Source organism: Ruegeria sp. THAF57, assembly GCF_903914075.1.
In the GTDB taxonomy this organism is placed as follows: domain Bacteria; phylum Pseudomonadota; class Alphaproteobacteria; order Rhodobacterales; family Rhodobacteraceae; genus Ruegeria.
Window position 1 is genome coordinate 178,123 of record NZ_CAIWNQ010000008.1, and the last position, 17,282, is coordinate 195,404.

Genomic DNA, 17,282 nt, shown 5'->3' on the forward strand with positions numbered 1-17,282 from the left:
TTATGGCGTATCAGTCGATATCGACCCAGCGCTTCAGGCGCGATGATGACATGCAGGCGTCGACGATTTGGCAAATGCGATGACCCGCATCGAAAGTGGGCCACATCGGTTCGCCTGTGGTGATGGATTTAATGACTTCGGCGGCTTCGATGATTTTGCTTTCGTTATAGCCCAGCCCAAAATTGGGCAGCGGCAGAAACGCGCCATAAGTGTCGTGCTCGGGACCAACATCAATCTCGCGATAGCCGCGCCGACCGGTCGGATCATCATTAGTGTAGAATCTCAGACGGCTCAGTTCGTCATAATTGTAAGCCAGACTGCCCTTGGTGCCGTAAACCTCATAGCTTTGCATGAATTTGCGGCCCGTTGCGGTGCGGCTGAAATCGACCATGCCGCGGGCTCCGTTGGCGAAATGGCACAGGACATTCGCGCCGTCCGGGTTGGTGATGGGCTTCCATTCTTCATTCCCGGTCAGTTCGGGAACTTCACCAAGGCCGAGACCTTCCACCACCGGGCGTTTGTCGGTCACGACATAAGTGTCCGCGATCAAGGTTGTTACCGGCCCGACCAGAAAATCCATGAAGCTGAAGACATGAGAGCCCGTGTCCCCAACAATCCCGGTGGGCGCAAGTTCCCCGTCGGCGCGCCACATATAAGGCGTCTGCGGATTGCCGTACATGTCGACATGCTGACAGCCCTTGAACAGGGTAATCTCTCCGATCTCGCCCGCCTCGATAATCTCTTTCGCGCGGTCATGCACCGGGTTGCGGGGAAAGGCGTGGCCAACGCGGGTGATCACGCCCTTTTCCCGCGCGATCTGGGCCAACTCCAGCGCTTCGGCCGCGGTGTCGGCAAGGGGCTTTTCACAAAACACGTGCTTGCCCGCCAAGAGCGCAGCCTTGGCCACCTCGTAATGTAGATTGTCAGGCAGGCAGATGTCGATCAGGTCGATCTCAGGGTCGGCCACGGCCTCTTGCCAAGTCTTCAGAATCTTGGCGTCAGGGGCGCGAAACGCAAGCTCTTGCCCGGCGTTGGGATTCGAGGACACCAGCGCCGTAACACGGGCCGTACCAAAGCTATTGCCAAAGAAATGCGGGAAGGTCTGGAACGCCATCGTATGAACGCGGCCCATCCAGCCCGATGCACCCAGAACAGCAACTCTTACCTCAGACATGATCTTCTCCTTTTTCTTCAGCAAGTCTCGCCTGACTAAAGATCGCTTGAGGCGCGCGCGATCAGGCGCACCGGGCTGCGATTCAGGCTGCTGGGTTTCGTTCCGTTCTTGACCCAATTCAGGATCTGTTCCGCCGTGGACTTGGCAAAGTCGGGAATGTCACAGCAAACTGACGACAAGGGGGGGTGGCTGTCCCTGCTGTCTTCGATATCGTCAAACCCAACCACACGCAGATCGGTGCCAATTTCGACCCCCAACTGGTGCGACGCAGACATAACGCCCAAAGCCACCAGATCGTTGAAACAGATCGCGGCATCCACATCCGGATGGTCGCGCCGCAACTGACCCGCAATGGACTTCCCGAAAGAGCGTGTGGCCTCGCCGGTCAGAACCAAGGGCGGCAAACCCTTTTCGTTTAGAATTTCCAGATAGCCGCTCATGCGTTCCTGCGTGACAGGACGCCCTTCCAAACCACCCAGAAAGGCGATGCGTTTGCACCCTTTCTCTAACAGATGTTCCGTCGCCATACGGCTGCCAAGATGATAATCCGGCGCGAAAAACGGCAGGCTTTGCGCCTGCGCATCAAGGGTTCTGAACACTTGCAACGTCGGTGTACCGGACGCAGCAAACAGGGCCAGCGTGTGTTCAACATCGCCATACGCCGGAGAGATCACAAACCCCGAAACCCCATGCTCGGTCAGGGTCGAGATCATGCTTTTTTGCAGTTCGGGGTCTTCGTCGGTGTTGGCCATGACCGTGGCAAAGCCGTTTCGCGCCAATTCCATCTGGAACAGGGCCGCAAACTCGGTGAAAAAGGGGTTGCGCAGATCATTGATCACCAATCCGATCAAACCGGATGACGATGATCGAAGCGTTGCGGCAGAACGGTTGTAGACATAGCCAATCTCAGCCATCGCCTTGCGGACGGCGTCGCGCGTTTCAGCCTTGACCGAGTCGCTGCCCTGCAAAACAAGGCTGACAGTCGACTTTGAAACGCCTGCCTGCTTTGCCACGTCTAAGATCGTTGGTCTCTGGCCCATATTCTATGTCGCCCTGTTCTGTTTACCCCGAATATTTGCCTACACGTTCAAATCCAGCACCAGAATGCCGTCAATCCCTCCGACCGCGTTTTCAACAAGCTGACGGCCCAATGCCTTATGCTCGGAATTGTCGGTGTAATTTTGCAGCGCATCCCAGTCGTCAAAGTCGATGACAAAGCCGTGCATATAGCCCCGCTCAATCTGCTCGGGGCTTTCCGAGCGGCCACCTGTGAAATTCCGCGCGCCGCGCAATTTTTCGGTCACGGCGGCCAAACCGTCATAAATGCCCCGGATAGTGTCTTCCGGTACGTCGGGTTTGAATTTGGTCAGTACGATATGTCGGATCATGTCGCGTATCCGTTATCCTGTTTGATCATGTCTGCCGCTTTTTCACCGATCATGATCGACGGCGCGTTGGTGTTGGACGAGTTCACCGTCGGCATCACCGAGGCATCGGCGACCCGTAATCGCTCGATCCCGTTGAACCGCAGGCGCGGGTCCAGGACCGCCTGATCGTCGCTCCCCATGCGGCAGGTTCCGGCACAATGGTGCGAGGTTTTGGAGTGGACGCAGATGAAGTTGAAATAATCTTCGTCGGTACGCACATCCGGCCCCGGCAAACGCTCGGCCAAAACATAGGGTTTCAGCGCGTCCTGCGCCAAAATCTGCTGCACCAGCTTCAGGCCACGAATGGACATCTCGCGGTCATAGGGGTCCGACAGGTAATTGGGGTCGATCAAGGGGATATCTGCCGGGTTGTCGCTGCGCAGCCGGACCGAACCTCGGGACCGTGGCCGCAGATGGCACGCGTTCAGCGTCACACCGCCATTGGGCATCGCCTCGACTCCGGCCTCGATCCCCGTACCCAGACCCAGATGCATCTGAATATCGGGCGAACGGGCGTTTTCGTCCGCGTACCAGAACCCGCCAGTCTCAAACAGGCTCGAGGCGACAGGCCCTTTACGTGTAAGCAGATATTGCAGACCCGCCAGCGCCGACAGGTGCAGCTTGGCATAGCGGTCATAGGTGTGCGGGCCCGTGACTTCGCAGATCGCATACAGGTCCAGATGATCTTGAAGGTTCGCGCCCACGTTGGGCTGGTCGAACACGACGTCGATCCCCAGCGCCCTTAACCCGTCCGCCGGGCCAATCCCCGACAGTTGCAGCAGGCGCGGCGAACCGATCGCGCCCGAGGACAGGATCACCTCTTGATCCGCGGTGATCTTGCTGCCATCGGCCATCTCGACCCCTGTGGCCCGACCACCTTCGACGGTGATCCGGCGCACCTGTGCATTGGTCTGGATCGTCAGGTTGGACCGCGACCGCGCGGGCGCAAGAAACGCCATGGCCGAGGATGATCGGCGCGCGTTGCGCTGGGTTAGCTGATAATAACCTGCCCCGTCCTGCCTTTCCCCGTTCACATCAGTGGTTTTAGGAATGCCCACCTGCCCAGCGGCCTCGATAAATGCATCACAGATCGGCAGCGGCGCGGCGGGCATCGAAACGCCCAACGGACCGCCCTGACCGTGAAATTCCCCGCCATAGGTATCGTTGTCTTCGGACTTCTTGAAATAGGGCAGAACGTCCTTGTAGCCCCACCCTTCGCACCCCATCTGACGCCATTCGTCATAATCCTGCGCCGCGCCCCGCGTATAGATCTGCGCATTGATGGCCGAGCCGCCGCCGATCACCTTGGCCTGAGTGTAGGTGAAAACCTTGTCCTGCATCGAGCGTTGCGGAACCGTGCTCCACCCCCAAGACCCGATGCCTTTGGTCATCTTGGCAAACCCTGCAGGAAGGTGAAACAGGGGGTTGCGGTCGCCACCGCCGGCCTCAAGCAGCAGAACGCGCGCGTCGGGGTTTTCCGACAGGCGGGCGGCGATGGCTGATCCGGCCGAACCGCCTCCGATAACAATAAAGTCGTAACCAGCAGTCATGCGGCCCATTCTCTTTCCTGGATGTGGCGTCCGGCACGAAAGGCCAGCGCCGCGATGGTCAATGCGGGGTTCACAGCGGCCGAGGTCGGCAGGACCGAGGCGTCGACGATGAACAGGTTCGGGTGATCGTGGCTGCGGCAGAACGTGTCCACCACACTTGTGGCCGGGTCCGCGCCCATCCGTGCGGTGCCGCATTGATGCGACGGGGTGCGACGGTCAAAGGGCCTGGACAAAACAACGGGAAAACCGGCCTTACGAAGCTTGCGCTTCAGCACGCGCACCAGCTCCGAATGCGCGTCCCAGTTTGACCGCTGCCAGTCCAGCCTGATCTGCCCATCCTTCAGCGTCACGCGACTGTCGGGGTTGGGCAGGTCCTCGGACATGGCGTAGAAATCGAAACTGCGGTCCGCAATCAAGGTGGAAATCCAATCCGGCAAAGGCGTCGTCGCCGCAAGGATCGGGCCGGTGATCTTGCCCAGCATCTGGATATTACCCAGCGGTGCCCCGCCCTGACCGTTTGTCAGGTAATAATCATTCACCATCAGGGTTTTCTGATAGACCGACCTGTTGCGACGCAGCGGATGTAAGGCCAGCACGGCCGAGCAGTTGTGGTTCATAAAGTTCCGCCCCACCTGGTCCGAACGATTGGCCAGACCCGAAGGGCGCGAAGCATCCGCCGAAGCCAACAACAAAGATGCGGTCTGAACCGCGCCCGCCGCCAGCACCACAACCGACGCGGTCAGAGTTTCCTGCCCGCCATCCACCTCAACCACTACCCCGCTCACGCTACCATCCACTTCTGCAACAAGTCGCAGCGCACGGGCGTTGGTCTTCAGGGCCACGTTTTCATGTTTCAGCGCCTCGGCCAGTCCGCAGGTTTCGGCATCCATCTTGCCGCCGCACGTGTTGGGAAAAGCGTCCCACGTTGTGTCGCCTCCGGCCAGCCATCTGTCCAGATCCAGACCCAGCGGGATGGTGGACGGCGACAGGCCAACGGACCGGAGCCGTACAAACAAATCCTGTATATCCGGCTCATGCGCCACCGGACCGAACGGGTAAGCGCCGGAATGCGGTGGCTCGGTCGGGTCTTGGCTGGGATCACCACGTACGCAATACAGGTCTTCGGCGGCCTGATAATCCGGTTCCAGATCATCATACGTGACCGGCCAGCCCGGTGTCGTACCGTCGCGGTGCCGCATTGGGGCAAAGTCTTCGGCCCGGTACCGGATCAAGGCCGCGCCGTAGAATTTCGAATTGCCGCCGACAAAGTAATAGTTTCCGGGATTGAACGGCTGATCATGTCCGTCCAACCAGGTTTCATCAGGACGAAACACGCCATCACCAAAGATCGCTTTTGCATCCCGGTCCTGCGCAGACGGTTCTAACCTGTCGCCGCGCTCAAGGATCAGGATGCGGCGACCGGACGGGGCCAACGCAGCCGCAAGGGTCGCGCCGCCCATGCCGGACCCGATTATGAGGATGTCGGGTTGCATTACCCCTGAATGCGGTTCTCGGTTTCAGGATCGAAGGCCACAGCCTTTTCCATGTTCACAGCGAAGGTGAAATCCTGCCCCGGCGCAACCTCTGCATCCGAGCGCATCCGCGCAATCACATCGCGCCCGCCCAATTGCATTGAGACAAATGTGTCTGACCCGGCCGGCTCGGTCACTACGATCCGGTTGGTCATTGTCGCAATGTTCGAGGATTTTCGATCCGCGCCATCCATATCCGTGATGGTCTCGGGCCGTATGCCCAACAGGATGTCACGCCCGTCCCAATGGGACAGGTTGTCCTGACTGAAGGGCAGTTGCGCCATCGACCCGTCAAACAAGGCGACTTCGGCGTGGGGCCGCCCGTTCAACATCACCACCTTTGCAGGCAGCACGTTCATCGCGGGCGAGCCCATGAAGGTCGCCACAAAGATATTGGCGGGGGTGTCATAGATCTCTTGCGGGGTGCCCAGTTGCTGCACGTAGCCGCCATTCATCACGGCGATACGGCTGGACAGGGTCATCGCCTCGATCTGGTCGTGGGTCACGTAGACGATGGTGGTGCCAAGGTTCTGGTGCAGCTTCTTGATCTCGGTCCGCATGTCCACGCGCAGCTTTGCGTCAAGGTTGGACAAGGGTTCGTCGAACAGAAACACATCCGGCTCACGCACCAGGGCCCGCCCCATGGCCACGCGCTGCCGCTGACCGCCCGAAAGCTGCCCCGGCTTGCGGTCCAGCAACTGTTCGATCTGCAACAGCTTGGCGACCTCGGCCATGGCCTTTTCTCGCTCGGGCTTGGGGACACCGTGCATCTCAAGTCCAAAGGTGATGTTCTGGCCCACGGTCATGTTGGGGTACAGCGCGTAGCTTTGGAACACCATGGCGATGTTGCGGTTTGACGGGTGCACCCCGTTCATCACCTGATCCTTGATGCGGATCTCACCGCTGGTGATCTCTTCCAACCCTGCAATCATGTTCAGCAAGGTGGACTTGCCACAGCCCGAGGGCCCGACCAGAACGAGGAACTCTCCTTCCTGCACCGAGATGTCGACCTTGTGCAGCACTTCAACCGAGCCGTATGACTTGGTCGCGTTGTCGATATCGAGAAAGCCCATGACGCCTTATCCTTTCACGGAACCCGCCATCAGGCCGCGGACGAAGTAACGACCGGCCACGATATAGACGAGCAGAGTTGGCATGGCGGCCAGAATGGCGCCAGCAAAATGTACGTTGTATTCCTTAACACCCGTCGATGACTGCACCAGATTGTTGAGTGCGACAGTCATCGGCTGGCTATTGGCATCGGCAAACGACGCGCCGAACAGGAAGTCATTCCAGATGTTGGTGAACTGCCAGATGATCGACACCACCGCAATCGGGCCCGAGCTGGGCAGCAGGATGCGCCAGAAAATCTGAAAGAACCCCGCCCCGTCGATCTGCGCCGCGCGGATCAGCTCGGTCGGGAACACGGCATAGTAGTTGCGGAAATACAGCGTGGTGAAACCGATCCCATAGACCACATGCACCAGCGCCAGACCCCAAGTCGTGCCCGCCAGCCCAATAATGCCTAGCATCCGCGCCATCGGGATCAGCACGATCTGGAACGGGATGAAACAGGCAAACAGCATCAGCCCGAACAGGATGGTGTCGTATTTAAATCGCCACTTGGTCAGCACATAACCGTTCAGCGCGCCAAGGACGGTCGACACGATAACAGCCGGAACCACCATCTTGATCGAGTTCCAGAAGTAGGGCTTCAATCCCGTAGGATCGACCCCGATCTGGGCCGAGGACCACGCCTTGAACCACGGCTCAAGCGTGAACACCTGCGGCAGATTCATCATGCCGCCACCGGTGATTTCCTCCAGCGGTTTGACCGAGTTCACCAGCATCACGTAAAGCGGCAGCAGGTAGAACAGCGCAAACAGCAGCAGCACCAGATAGATCAGCGTGCGGGCAACGCGGCCCGTTCGGATCGCGGTATCTTGCGAGGCCTGAGACATCAGCGTTTCTCCCGCAATTCGGCGTACAAGTAGGGGATCATGATTGCCGCAATGGTCATCAGCATGATCGTCGCTGAGGCCGCGCCGATCCCCATCTGGTTCCGCGTAAACGTATAGGAATACATGAAGGTTGCGGGCAGTTCGGTGGCCCGTCCAGGTCCGCCACCCGTTAGCGCGATTACAAGGTCAAAGGTCTTGATCGCAAGGTGGCTGAGGATCACGAAGGCCGACAGGAATGCAGGCCGCAGCTGCGGGATGATGATCCGACGATATAGGTTCCAGTTCGACGCCCCATCCATTTGTGCCGCGCGCAGGATTTCATTGTCGATGCCGCGCAGACCGGCCAGAAACATCGCCATGACAAACCCGCTGGTCTGCCAGACTGCCGCCAGGACGACCGTGTAGATCGCGTAATCGCGGTTCTTGATCCAGTCGAATTCGAAACTGGTCCAACCCCATGTGTGCATGACGTTTTCCAGCCCGATACCCGGATCCAGAAACCATTTCCACGCCGTGCCGGTGACGATGAAACTCAACGCCATCGGGTACAGGTAGATCGGGCGCAACAGCCCTTCGCCGCGGATCTTCTGATCAAGGAAGATCGCCAGTCCCAGCCCGATACAGGTGCAGATCACGATATAGAGACCTGCGAAAATCCCCATGTTGATCAGCGAGGTTTCCCAATGGCTCAGACGCCACAGCTTGTCGTAGTTTTCCCATCCGACCCAGCCAAAGGTCGGCAGGATGCGGCTGTCGGTAAACGACAGGTAGACCGAGAACAGGATAAACCCGTACACAAAGACCAGCATCATCGCCAGCGACGGTGACAGGACCAGCTTGGGTATCCAGTTCTGAAGGCGAGTCTTGAAATCCGCGTCGGCTGAAGCAGCCATGGCGCGCCCTCCTGCGAGTTGTGTTTTAAGGCGTTGAGCGCCCTCTTTGGACAGGGCGGCTAAACCGCCGCCCCGTCACGAGGATCACTGATCACTTGGCAATCGACACCGCGTCGACCAGTTCGGCCACTGCGGTTTCGCTGTCATATTCGCCGTTGAAATGCGCCGTTACGACGTCATAAACCGCGTTTTTGACCGATGCGGGCGCCGCGTGGCCATGCGCCATCGAGCCGAACAGATTGCCCGAAGCCGCAGCCGCAGCCAGATCTTTCATGCCCTGCTTGCCGCAGTCGTCGAAATCCGCATCGCTGACATCGGTCCGCGCCGGGACCGAGCCCTTGACCACGTTGAACGCCGATTGGAACGAGGGTGACAAGATCGCGCTCGCAAGCGCTGCCTGCTCTGCCGAAACCGATCCACCCTGATCGAACATCATGAACTGGTCGGCGTTGAAGGTCACCTGATCTGCGGTACCGGGGAAGCGGAAGCACAGGAAATCCTGACCCGGAACTTTTCCTGCGTTCAGGAACTCGCCCTTGGCCCAGTCACCCATCATCTGGAAACCAGCTTCGCCATTGATGACCATCGCCGTCGCCAGGTTCCAGTCGCGACCTGAGAAGTTCTCGTCAACATTGTCGCGGATAAAGGCCATGCGATCGAACGCCTCTTTCATGGCGTCTCCGCCCAAAGTGCCCTCATCCAGATCAATAAAGGCAGCTTTGTATCCGTCCGGGCCAAGCGTCGACATTGCCACGGCGTCGAAAACGGTCGCGTCCTGCCACGCCTGACCACCATGCGCAATCGGTGTCACACCTGCCGCTTTCAGCGCTTCAACAGCGGCAACGAACTCGTCCCAGTTGGTCGGCTGGGCGATACCGTTTGCGTCCAGCACCGACTTGTTCGCCCAAACCCAGTTGGTCGAATGCACGTTGACCGGAGCCGAAACCCATTTGCCGTCAAACTTTGCAAATGCCTTGAGCGCGTCCGGAACCACATCGTCCCAGCCTTCCTTGGCCGCCACGTCGTTCAGATCAGCCAGCGCGCCCTGCGCGGCCCAGTCCTGAATATCGAACCCCAGACCCTGAACGGCTGTGGGAGCGTTGCCTGCGGTGACACGCGCGCGCAGAACAGTCATTGCCTGCTCACCGCCGCCGCCGGCGACCGGCATGTCCGTCCAGCCAACGCCCTGACCCGAAAGGTCGTCTTTCAGAACATTCAGCGCCGCGGCTTCACCGCCCGAGGTCCACCAGTGCAGAACCTCAACCTCTTCGGCATGCGCCAGGCTGGTGGTGCACAGCAGCCCTGCCACAATTACCGATTTCGTTTTCAAAAGTTTACGCATTGTTGTTTCCTCCCTAAATGCGATCTTTTTCTGGCGCTTATTGATGTTTGATGCGCCGTTCAGTCTTGCGACACCCATGGCGCACGGCTGTCGCCGATGCGCATAACCACGGATTTCACTTCGAAGAATTCCTCGAACCCATATTGTCCGATTTCCCGCCCCTGCCCGGATTGCTTGACCCCACCGAACGCAACCTCGGGGAATCCGTCCATCCAGGTATTGGTCCAGACCGTTCCCGCTTCTGCGCGGCGGGCGAATTCAAGGCAGGTGTGGACGTTGGTACTCCAGACCCCAGCCGACAGACCGTAAATGCTATCATTGGTCAGTGCGACGGCTTCGTCCAGTGTTTTGAATGTCAGGACCGTCAGAACCGGGCCAAACACCTCATCCCGCGCAATCGGCATGTCCGGTTGAACATTGGTGACGATGGTAGGCTGGTAGAACTGATCGCCAAGCCCCTCGACCTGCAGGCGATCGCCGCCCATGGCAATCTCGGCACCGGCGGCCTGCGCGTCTTTGACATAGGCGTCGATCTTGGCGTTATGTTCCGGCGTGACGATAGCACCGACCTGTGTTGTCGGGTCCATCGGATCACCGAATTTCACCTTGCGGGACAAGTCCACAACCCGCTTGGTGAAGGCTTCGGCAATGTCCTCGTGCACGATGATGCGGCTGCTCGAGTTACAGCATTGGCCCACATTGAAATAGACCCCAAACACGACCGCGTCCGCCGCCGATTCCAGATCCGCGTCCGGGAAGATCACCTGAGGGTTCTTGCCGCCCAGTTCCAGCGCAACTTTCTTGAGCGTATCCGAGGCCACCGAACTGATTGTCTTGCCGACTGCGGTCGAGCCGGTGAAGCTGACCATGTCTACCGCCTGATGCGTGGACAATACGCTGCCGACCGGCACGCCATGGCCCAGAACAATGTTGCACACGCCTGCCGGAAGCCCGGCCTCGATCAGCAACTCGCCCAGCATCAGGGTGGTGGAGGGGGTCATTTCCGAGGGTTTCACGACAACCGTGCATCCCGCCGCCAGTGCAAAGGGCAGTTTCTGGCTGAGAATCCAGAACGGGAAGTTCCAAGGGGTGATGATCGACACCACACCAATAGGCTCTTTCAGAACCACACCCATCATGTCGGCGCCCAGCGTGTTGTGACTGTCGCCATGGGTGCTGCGCGCCAGTGACGCGGCATATCGCCAGAGGTCGGCCGCTCCACCGACCTCACCTCTGGCTTGGCTGATCGGCTTGCCGCTTTCCAGCGTTTCGATAACGGCGATCCGATCTACATTCTGTTCAATCAGGTCAGCGACCTTCAAGAGAACAGTGGCACGCTCTTTGCCCGATGCGCGGCTCCAAGCCCCGCTGTCGAACGCAGTGCGGGCGGCTTGAATGGCCGCCTCAGCTTCGGCCTCGCCCCCTAGGGCGGACCGGCTGACGGTGTGCCCGTGCGAGGGTGAGCGACGCTCGAACGTCTCGCCCGACGCGCTGTCCTGCCAGGTTCCGTTGATCATATGCTGGCCTTCGAACAGCGGCGGCAGGTCGAACGGGATGGCTGGGTTGATCGTCATATCTTTCATTACGCTACAGGCCCGAGTATTGAGGGTTACGTTTTTCCAAAAAGGCATTCACGCCTTCGTCACGGTCCGCTGAGGCGGCAATGGCCGCGCTTCCAAGCGCTTCGACGGCTGCATCCCGGTCTTCGCCTACGGCCGCGTGGATCATGTTCTTGGCGATTTCAGTGGCGCGGGGTGACAGGCCCGCCAGATCAGCAGCCAGTTCCAGCGCGCGGCCCAATACGTCTTCGGCCACTTCAGCTGCAAAACCCAGCGACACCGCGCGGTCTGCCCCGATCCGACGTCCAAACAGGGCCATTTCCTTAACAGCCCCTTCGGGGATGAGCCGGGTCAGGCGTTGCGTGCCGGACCACCCCGGAACAATGCCGACCCTTGCTTCGGGAAGGGCGAGGGTTGCACTTGGGGCCAGTAGGCGAAGATCACAGCAGCTTGCCAGTTCCAGGCCGCCGCCAAAGGCGTGCCCGTTCATGGCCGCGATGGTGGGTTTGCCCAACCGCGCCAACCGGTCAAAGATACGATGCCCGTCCCGCACCCAATGACGCGCGAATTCGGCGGGGCTGAGTCCACCCCACGCGCCGATATCGGCCCCGCAACAGAACGCCTTTTCGCCAGCTCCGGTCAGGATCAGACACCGGATTGCTGCATCACGCTCAACCTCGCGCACGCGGGCCTCCAACGCGTCCAGCATTGGGATCGTCAGGGCGTTCAACTTGGCGACATTGTCCAAAGTGACAATCGCCGCGTGGCCCTGGATATCAAAGGCAACACTGCTCACAGCTGCAGTCCCATCGGTCCTTCAAGGAACAGAGAGGCAGGCATCAGCGTTGCGTTTTCAGCCACTGTCACGCGCCCGCCCGAGGCCGCAACAATGTCGCGCTGCGCGTCGATCCCCGGCATGATTTCAGTGGCAACCAGCCCCTCATCCGTCAGACGGATCACACAGCGCTCGGTCACATAGATCACCTCTTGCCCGGTTTCGCGCGCACGACGCCCCGAGAAGGTGACGTGTTCAACCTTGTCCACCATCTTGGTAAACTTACCGGGCGCGGTGACCCGGATGCCGTCACTTCCCAGATCAATCTTCGCGCCAGCCTCGAACCAGCCCGAGAACACGATCCGCTTGGCCCGCGCCGTGATATCCACGAAACCGCCGCACCCTGCGGTCAGATAGGGTTTTTTGCCAAGCTTCGACACGTTCACATTGCCGTCCACATCGACCTCAAGGAACGAGAGGAACGACATGTCGAACCCACCCCCTTGAAAATAGATGAACTGCTGCGGCGACGGCACAAAGGCATGAGCGTTTGATGCACAGCCAAATGCGAACCCGGTCAGGGGGACGCCGCCCACCGCGCCCTGCTCGATCGCCCAAGTCACGGCTTTGGGGTGCCCTTCCTCTAGCAAGATCCGGGGGACCATGGCACTGATCCCGAACCCCAGATTTGCGCTCATGCCCGAGCGCAACTCCATGGCCGCCCGGCGTGCGATAACCTTTTCAACGCCGTGCTCGGCAAGCGAGAAACTGTCCCAGGGCCGCATGACCTGACCCGAAATCGCGGGATCATAGGGCGTTTCGGTGGTCTGCTTCTGGTCCGGATCTTCGACGATCAGGTCCACCAGATGCCCCGGTACGCGGACATCGTGGGGGCGCAGGCTGCCTTCCGCTGTTACCCGCTGAACCTGAGCAATCACGATCCCGCCGTGATTTCGCACGCAAATTGCCTGCTCCAACCCACCCAGATAAGCACCCTCGTGCTCATAGGTCAGGTTGCCAAATTCATCTGCTGTGGTGGCACGCAGAATACAGACATTGGGAATGATATTCGGAAAATGCAGCCATGTCTGGTCGCCAAACTCGACGCGCGCGACAATCGGGGCCGCAGCCCCGCGCGCGTTCATCGCGCATCCTTCGCGGATCGGGTCGACAAAAGTATCCAGACCCACTTGCGTCAGCACGCCGGGCCGATGCGCCGCCGCCTCGCGCTGCATGTCGAACATGATACCGGACGGCACATTATAAGCCGCGACGCGATCTTCGACGATCATTTTCCAGATTTCCGGCATCTCAAGGCTGGACGGCCCCGACGGATATGACCCCGCCAATACCCGCGTCAGCAACCCGTCCTGCGCCAGATACTCCATCCCCTTTACACCATACATGTCGCCAGCCGCGATAGGGTGAAGCGAGGTGATGTCGCGCGGATGGCCGTCCTGCTGAAACCGGTCGCCAATGGCTTTTAGGACAGCGTCGGGGCAGCCCAAGGCCGACGAGGACGAAACCGAGACAACAGCCCCATCAGGGACCACTTCGGCAGCTTGCCCGGCTGATACCAGTTTCTTCATGACGACCTCCCCGATTCCAGCGATTCACGGATGTACTGGAACGATCCAATCGTTACTGGAACGATCCAAAACTTGCAACAGGAAAAACCAACCCTGCGCCTGCACCAAGTCCAACACCATCTTCAACAAGGGGAAGCACACTGCAATTTCGCGCAGCGCGAAACCACGAGGTTGCCCACGTGGGTGCCACAAGTCACCTAGTCGCTTTACGTCAGGTCGACACACTGAACGCAACGAAGCGTGTTGGCTCTCTCCTAATTGCGCGGTATGAAGGGGAGCGGTAATGATCGTCTTATACGTGTAAAATAACGTTAGGTAACTTTTTCTTTTTGCGACTATTTCATATCCCTCGCTCAACAAATAAACAGGGGGCTAAAAAATTCACAAAAATATCATTTTTAATATTAAAGTTTTGACCTTCTAAGTTTAACAGAAGACCCAGTCACTCCTCTTAGCGCTGCATTAACTAGCGCTGACTAAGTTTCAGGGTTTGTTTTTATGCTTGATTTTTCTCACCCGTCCCGTTTCCAAGGCAGCAAGACCCAAGAACCCGCGGCGCAGACAACCCCAAACGGGTTTTATACAGGCATTGGCAAACGTGTTTTTGACGTTTCCCTTGCCCTTCTGCTTCTGCCGGCCCTTGCACCCGTCATCTTTGTTCTTTGGTGTCTGGTCCGCCGCGACGGTGGGCCGGGTTTTTTTGGTCATACGCGTATCGGAAAAGGGGGTAAACCCTTTAAATGCTGGAAAATCCGCAGCATGGTCGTAGACGCAGAAGAAAAGCTTCAGGCTTATCTGGATGCAAATCCCGACGCGGCAGCCGAGTGGGAGCGGGATCACAAACTGACAATCGATCCGCGAATCAACCGGCTGGGTGACATTCTGCGCAAGACCAGTTTGGACGAGCTTCCTCAGATCTGGAACGTCCTGAAGGGTGAGATGAGCTTTGTCGGCCCACGGCCCGTAGTTGCTGTCGAACTGATCAAATACGGCAGCTCGGCATCAGCCTATCTTGCGCAAAAACCGGGCATCACCGGGTTGTGGCAGGTTTCGGGCCGGAACGACATCAGCTATCGCGAGCGGGTAGAAATGGACGTAGCATATTTGGCCGCAAGAAGCTTTCTGAAGGACGTTAAAATCATCTCGCTTACCGCTTCTGCGGTTTTTCTAAGAACTGGCCGATAACTGGGTCCGCAGCCCTTTAATGTCGGTAAAATGGCATGTAAGGAGCGCCTGCGCACCCGTCTGACGTGCGCGGGGCAAAAGGATTCCGGGCTGATTATGAAGCAAACTCCGATACACGACGCGCAGTTCAACTCGGTCCGAGGCACCGTGGCTGAAACGCCCGACGACGACATCCTTGATCTGGGTGCCTTGCTGGGAACGCTGTGGCGCGGCAAGTGGATTATTGCTTTGGCCACCGCTGTCACGGTCTTGCTGGGCGCGTATTACAGTTTTGTTGCCGCTGTTCCAATGTATCGGTCCAGTGCCGTGGTCATGCTGGAAACCAAACAGGAAAGTGTCATCGACCTGCAAAGCGTGGTCGGTGGATTGGCTGGCGATACAACCGAAGTCAATTCCGAGCTGGAGGTTTTGAAGTCCCGCGGCTTGATGGGAAAGGTCGTGGACAGGCTGGACTTGACCTCTGACCCCGAATTCAACGAAGCGCTTCTGCCAGCCTCGACGCTTGCCGCGTTGAAGCAGGGCCTGAAATCCGTGTTTGGCGGCGCGGATGAGCCCGAGGCCCTTTCCTCCGAACTCGCGCGGCAACAGACCCGCGATGATGTTATTTCAGCCCTGCTGTCACAGGTATCGGTACGCAATGTTCCGCAAAGCCTTGTCTTCGAAGTGACCGCCGAGACGGAGAACGCACGCAAATCGGCGCTGATCGCGGATACGATTGTCGAACTGTACATCCTGAACCAGATCGAAGTGAAATTCGACGCCACCGAACAGGCAACCACGTGGCTGACTGAACGCGTCGCGGAATTACAGATCGAATTAGAGACATCCGAGGCCAAAGTCACGGAATTCAACGCATCTACCGCCCTGATCTCGCCCGAGGCGCTTCAGCTTCAGGAAGTTCAGCTCAAGGATCTGCGCGAACGCAGGGTGTCCGCCGAAGCAACTCGGGCAGCAGCACAAACCCGGTTTGACGCTTTGAACGGCGCAGAAGACCGAAAGATGCAGGCTGAAATCAGCCAGGACCCCCAGCTTCAGCGTCTGTACGCACAGTTCAAGGATAGTGGATCAAACGAGGCCGCGTTCGACACCGCGTTTAAACGGCTGCTGGCCCGTACCGCATTAGAGGCACAGCGCGCGACGCAGCAGGTTCAGGCTTTGACACGGTCATCCGAAGAGTTGGGGCAACAGATTGCGCAGCAGAACGCGGATTTGATCACGCTGCAGCAACTGGCGCGTGAGGCTGAAGCGGTTCGCCTGCTTTACGAGTATTTTCTGGCGCGCCTGAAAGAGACTTCGGCACAGGAAGGCATTCAGAAGGCCGACAGCCGTCAGCTTTCGCAAGCTGTAATTCCGACGGATCCGTCATCGCCGAAGAACGCGTTGAACCTTGCGATCTCGGCCATCCTCGGTGTCTTTCTGGGAACGGCTATCGTTCTGTTGATCGAAGCAAGGCGCAAAGGGTTCCGGTCTGCTCAGGAGCTTGAGCGCAAGACAGGGTACAGCGTTCTTGGCCAGATACCGATCTTTCCTGCAAAGGGGCGTCGCAAGGTTCTGGAATACCTTGCCTCAAAGCCTTCCTCGGCAACGGCAGAGGCCGTGCGCAACCTGCGCACATCCCTTATGCTGTCCAACGTTGACCGCCCCCCGAAAGTGGTCGTGATGACATCATCGCTGCCGGGCGAGGGGAAAACGACCAACTCACTGGCGTTGGCGCAGAATTTCGTTGGAATCGGCAAGAAAGTTCTGCTGGTCGAAGGAGATATCCGTCGTCTGACCATGACCGCGCAACTGAAAAACGTGCCATCCAAAGGCATCGTTTCGGTTTTGGCCGGGGACGCAACGGCGCAAGAGGCGATTTTTCAGGATCCGCTTCTTGGCTGTGACATCCTCGCGGGCGAGGAAACCTCGGCAAACGCCGCGGACTTGTTCGCCTCGGAACGGTTCCGTAATTTTCTTGAAGACATGCGGGACATCTATGATGTCATCCTGATCGACACACCGCCGACCCTTCTGGTTTCGGATGCAAGGCTGATCGCAAAAAGCGCGGATGCTGTGCTTTTGACAATCAAGTGGAATGACACCGCCGAGCAGGACGTCGCTGAGGCCATGCGCCTGTTCCACACCGACAATCAGCGTTTGACCGGTATTGTATTGGGCCAGATCAATGTCCGTGGCGCCAAGCACTATGGCTATTCATACGGCAACTACGCATCGAAATATTACAGCAATTGACGCATTAGATCAGCGATACCGCTGCAAACGAAAAAAGCGCGCGAAATTTCGCGCGCTTTTTCA

General features: G+C 58.5%; 14 protein-coding genes. 2 read left to right on the forward strand and 12 right to left on the reverse strand.

The window, feature by feature from the left end:
• Positions 1-10: 10 nt before the first annotated feature.
• From RUESEDTHA_RS17560 to RUESEDTHA_RS17615, 12 genes are all read right to left on the reverse strand, one after another.
• Complete coding sequence (locus RUESEDTHA_RS17560; RefSeq protein WP_180887975.1) at positions 11-1,174, reverse strand: Gfo/Idh/MocA family protein; 1,164 nt, start codon at positions 1,172-1,174, stop codon at positions 11-13.
• Positions 1,175-1,209: 35 nt separating this feature from the next.
• Complete coding sequence (locus RUESEDTHA_RS17565) at positions 1,210-2,187, reverse strand: LacI family DNA-binding transcriptional regulator (protein ID WP_255431807.1); 978 nt, start codon at positions 2,185-2,187, stop codon at positions 1,210-1,212.
• Between the two features lie 66 nt (positions 2,188-2,253).
• Positions 2,254-2,562, reverse strand: coding sequence for a Dabb family protein (locus RUESEDTHA_RS17570; protein WP_180887977.1), 309 nt, complete (start codon positions 2,560-2,562; stop codon positions 2,254-2,256).
• A complete protein-coding gene (locus RUESEDTHA_RS17575; protein WP_255431808.1) occupies positions 2,559-4,160 on the reverse strand; it encodes a GMC family oxidoreductase in 1,602 nt (533 codons plus the stop codon). The genes RUESEDTHA_RS17570 and RUESEDTHA_RS17575 overlap by 4 nt, the downstream gene beginning before the upstream one ends.
• Entirely contained in the window at positions 4,148-5,644 is a 1,497-nt protein-coding gene (locus RUESEDTHA_RS17580) for a GMC oxidoreductase (protein ID WP_180887978.1), read from the reverse strand. The genes RUESEDTHA_RS17575 and RUESEDTHA_RS17580 overlap by 13 nt, the downstream gene beginning before the upstream one ends.
• Positions 5,644-6,756, reverse strand: a complete 1,113-nt coding sequence (locus RUESEDTHA_RS17585) for an ABC transporter ATP-binding protein (protein WP_171125778.1) — start codon at positions 6,754-6,756, stop codon at positions 5,644-5,646. The genes RUESEDTHA_RS17580 and RUESEDTHA_RS17585 overlap by 1 nt, the downstream gene beginning before the upstream one ends.
• Positions 6,757-6,762: 6 nt before the next feature.
• The gene (locus RUESEDTHA_RS17590) at positions 6,763-7,644 is read right to left on the reverse strand and encodes a carbohydrate ABC transporter permease (protein WP_171125776.1); all 882 of its coding nucleotides are present in this window, start codon (positions 7,642-7,644) and stop codon (positions 6,763-6,765) included.
• Positions 7,644-8,537 (reverse strand): carbohydrate ABC transporter permease, encoded by an 894-nt coding sequence (locus tag RUESEDTHA_RS17595; RefSeq protein WP_171125774.1) that lies wholly within the window; start codon positions 8,535-8,537, stop codon positions 7,644-7,646. The genes RUESEDTHA_RS17590 and RUESEDTHA_RS17595 overlap by 1 nt, the downstream gene beginning before the upstream one ends.
• A gap of 91 nt (positions 8,538-8,628) precedes the next feature.
• Complete coding sequence (locus RUESEDTHA_RS17600) at positions 8,629-9,879, reverse strand: ABC transporter substrate-binding protein (protein ID WP_171125772.1); 1,251 nt, start codon at positions 9,877-9,879, stop codon at positions 8,629-8,631.
• A 59-nt stretch (positions 9,880-9,938) separates the two neighbouring features.
• Positions 9,939-11,462 carry an aldehyde dehydrogenase family protein gene (locus RUESEDTHA_RS17605; protein ID WP_180887979.1) on the reverse strand — a complete coding sequence of 508 codons (1,524 nt, stop codon included), beginning with the start codon at positions 11,460-11,462 and terminating at the stop codon, positions 9,939-9,941.
• 4 nt (positions 11,463-11,466) lie between these two features.
• Positions 11,467-12,234 (reverse strand): enoyl-CoA hydratase/isomerase family protein, encoded by a 768-nt coding sequence (locus RUESEDTHA_RS17610; RefSeq protein ID WP_180887980.1) that lies wholly within the window; start codon positions 12,232-12,234, stop codon positions 11,467-11,469.
• A complete protein-coding gene (locus RUESEDTHA_RS17615) occupies positions 12,231-13,802 on the reverse strand; it encodes an acyl CoA:acetate/3-ketoacid CoA transferase (RefSeq protein WP_180887981.1) in 1,572 nt (523 codons plus the stop codon). The genes RUESEDTHA_RS17610 and RUESEDTHA_RS17615 overlap by 4 nt, the downstream gene beginning before the upstream one ends.
• Before the next feature lie 498 nt (positions 13,803-14,300).
• Here RUESEDTHA_RS17615 and RUESEDTHA_RS17620 point away from each other — a divergent pair, with 498 nt between their 5' ends.
• Together RUESEDTHA_RS17620 and RUESEDTHA_RS17625 are read left to right on the forward strand one after the other, a co-directional pair.
• The gene (locus RUESEDTHA_RS17620; RefSeq protein WP_180887982.1) at positions 14,301-14,987 is read left to right on the forward strand and encodes a sugar transferase; all 687 of its coding nucleotides are present in this window, start codon (positions 14,301-14,303) and stop codon (positions 14,985-14,987) included.
• Between the two features lie 96 nt (positions 14,988-15,083).
• Positions 15,084-17,219 carry a polysaccharide biosynthesis tyrosine autokinase gene (locus RUESEDTHA_RS17625; protein ID WP_180887983.1) on the forward strand — a complete coding sequence of 712 codons (2,136 nt, stop codon included), beginning with the start codon at positions 15,084-15,086 and terminating at the stop codon, positions 17,217-17,219.
• The last annotated feature ends 63 nt before the right edge of the window (positions 17,220-17,282 follow it).